Below are 1,152 nucleotides of genomic sequence, written 5' to 3' on the forward strand. Positions count from 1 at the left end.
TCCACCATTCGGACCGCGGATCACAATACCTGTCGATCAAGTATACCGAGCGCCTGGCCGAGGCGGAGATCGATCTTTCAGTCGGAACGGTCGGCGATGCCTATGATAATGCCTTGGCCGAATGCGTCATTGGCCTGTTCAAAACCGAGGTCATCAACCAGATCGGCCCGTGGAAATCAATGCGAGAGGTCGAGTGGAAAACCCTCAAATGGGTCGATTGGTATAACAACCGCCGACTTCTCGGCCCAATCGGATACATCCCACCCGCAGAAGCAGAGGAGGCGTTCTATGCAAACCTGAACTCACTCGATATGGTCGCCTAAAAATGAACAAATCACCCTCCGGTAAACCCGGGGCGGTTCAGATTTGGGGGTTGGTCTTTCGACCCTGAACAAATGGGTGAAGATGGTTTCTGATGAGGCAGGTCCCCCCGATCCAGACCAGAACCTTCTGCGCGAGAATGAGCGGCTTCGGCGTGAGAACCGGATTCTTAAGGAGGAGAGGGAGCTGCTAAAAATGGCCACGCAGTTCTTCGCGGCTCAAAAGCCGTGAAGTTCGCCTTCCTTGACGACTATCGCGGCGGCCTTTCCAAGGCCCATGCCTGCCAAGTCATGGGGGTCACGGATCGTGGCCTTCGGGCCTGGAAGCATCGCCCCACATCACACCGGCAGCGGCGTGACATGGTGCTTCTTGCGCATATCCGCGATCAGCACAGAGCAAGCCAGGGCAGCTACGGTCGCCCCCGAATGACTGAAGAGTTGAATGAGTTGGGCTTGCGCGTCGGGCACCGCCGGGTAGGGCGTTTGATGCGACAGAATGCGATTTGTGTGGTCAGAACCCATAAATTCAAAGCAACTACCGACAGTGACCACACATTCAACATCGCGCCGAATCTCTTGCAGCAGGATTTCGCTGCGAGCCAACCCAACCAAAAATGGGCTGGCGACATAACCTATGTCTGGACACGCGAGGGCTGGATTTATCTGGCCGTCATCCTGGACCTGCATTCCCGTCGGGTGATCGGCTGGGCCATCAGCAACCGGATGAAGAAAGACCTGGCGATCCGCGCCCTCAACATGGCCATCGCCCTGAGACGCCCACCCAGGGGCTGCATTCACCATACGGATCGCGGTAGCCAATACTGCTCACACG

1 protein-coding gene and 1 pseudogene are annotated in these 1,152 nt (G+C 56.8%); both read left to right on the top strand.

Annotated features, from left to right (window positions below; all coding sequences use genetic code 11):
* Positions 1–323, top strand: a 323-nt coding sequence (locus RSW2DRAFT_RS16955; RefSeq protein ID WP_008033275.1) for an integrase core domain-containing protein, incomplete at its 5' end; no start/stop codon positions are given.
* Positions 324–363: 40 nt separating this feature from the next.
* Positions 364–1,152, top strand: a pseudogene (locus tag RSW2DRAFT_RS16965) (IS3 family transposase); the annotation flags it as partial.

It is taken from the genome of Rhodobacter ferrooxidans, from assembly GCF_000176015.1.
In the GTDB taxonomy this organism is placed as follows: Bacteria; Pseudomonadota; Alphaproteobacteria; order Rhodobacterales; family Rhodobacteraceae; genus Pseudorhodobacter_B; species Pseudorhodobacter_B ferrooxidans.